This is a genomic window from Streptomyces sp. A012304 (assembly GCF_026008495.1).
Lineage (GTDB): Bacteria > Actinomycetota > Actinomycetes > Streptomycetales > Streptomycetaceae > Streptomyces.
On the sequence record NZ_BQUN01000161.1, the window covers coordinates 2,710 to 3,057 of the forward strand.

Genomic DNA, 348 nt, shown 5'->3' on the forward strand with positions numbered 1-348 from the left:
CGTCGGTATCCGCGCCAGCACCCCCGCGAGCGCGTCACGGTCGGCGGCGTCGCACGCCTCCACACGCACCTGCGCGCCCAGAGCGGTGAGTTCAGCCGTCAAGTCGTCGGCACCCGGGGCGTCCGGGCCGCGTCGGCTGGTCAGGACCAGGCTGCGTACGCCGTGTTCGGTGACCAGGTGCCGGGCGACCAGACCGCCCAGGGTGCCGGTGCCTCCGGTGATCAGGACCGTGCCGTCCGCGTCCAGCGCCCTGGGCATCCGCAGCACCAGCTTGCCGACGTGCCTCGCCTGGGACATGAACCGGAACGCCTCCGGCGCCCGCCGCACATCGAACGACCGCACCGGCAC

1 protein-coding gene is annotated in these 348 nt (G+C 73.9%); it reads right to left on the bottom strand.

Annotated features, from left to right (window positions below):
* A partial coding sequence (locus tag ALMP_RS35320; RefSeq protein WP_264935858.1) for a KR domain-containing protein occupies positions 1 to 348 on the bottom strand: 348 nt, incomplete at both ends.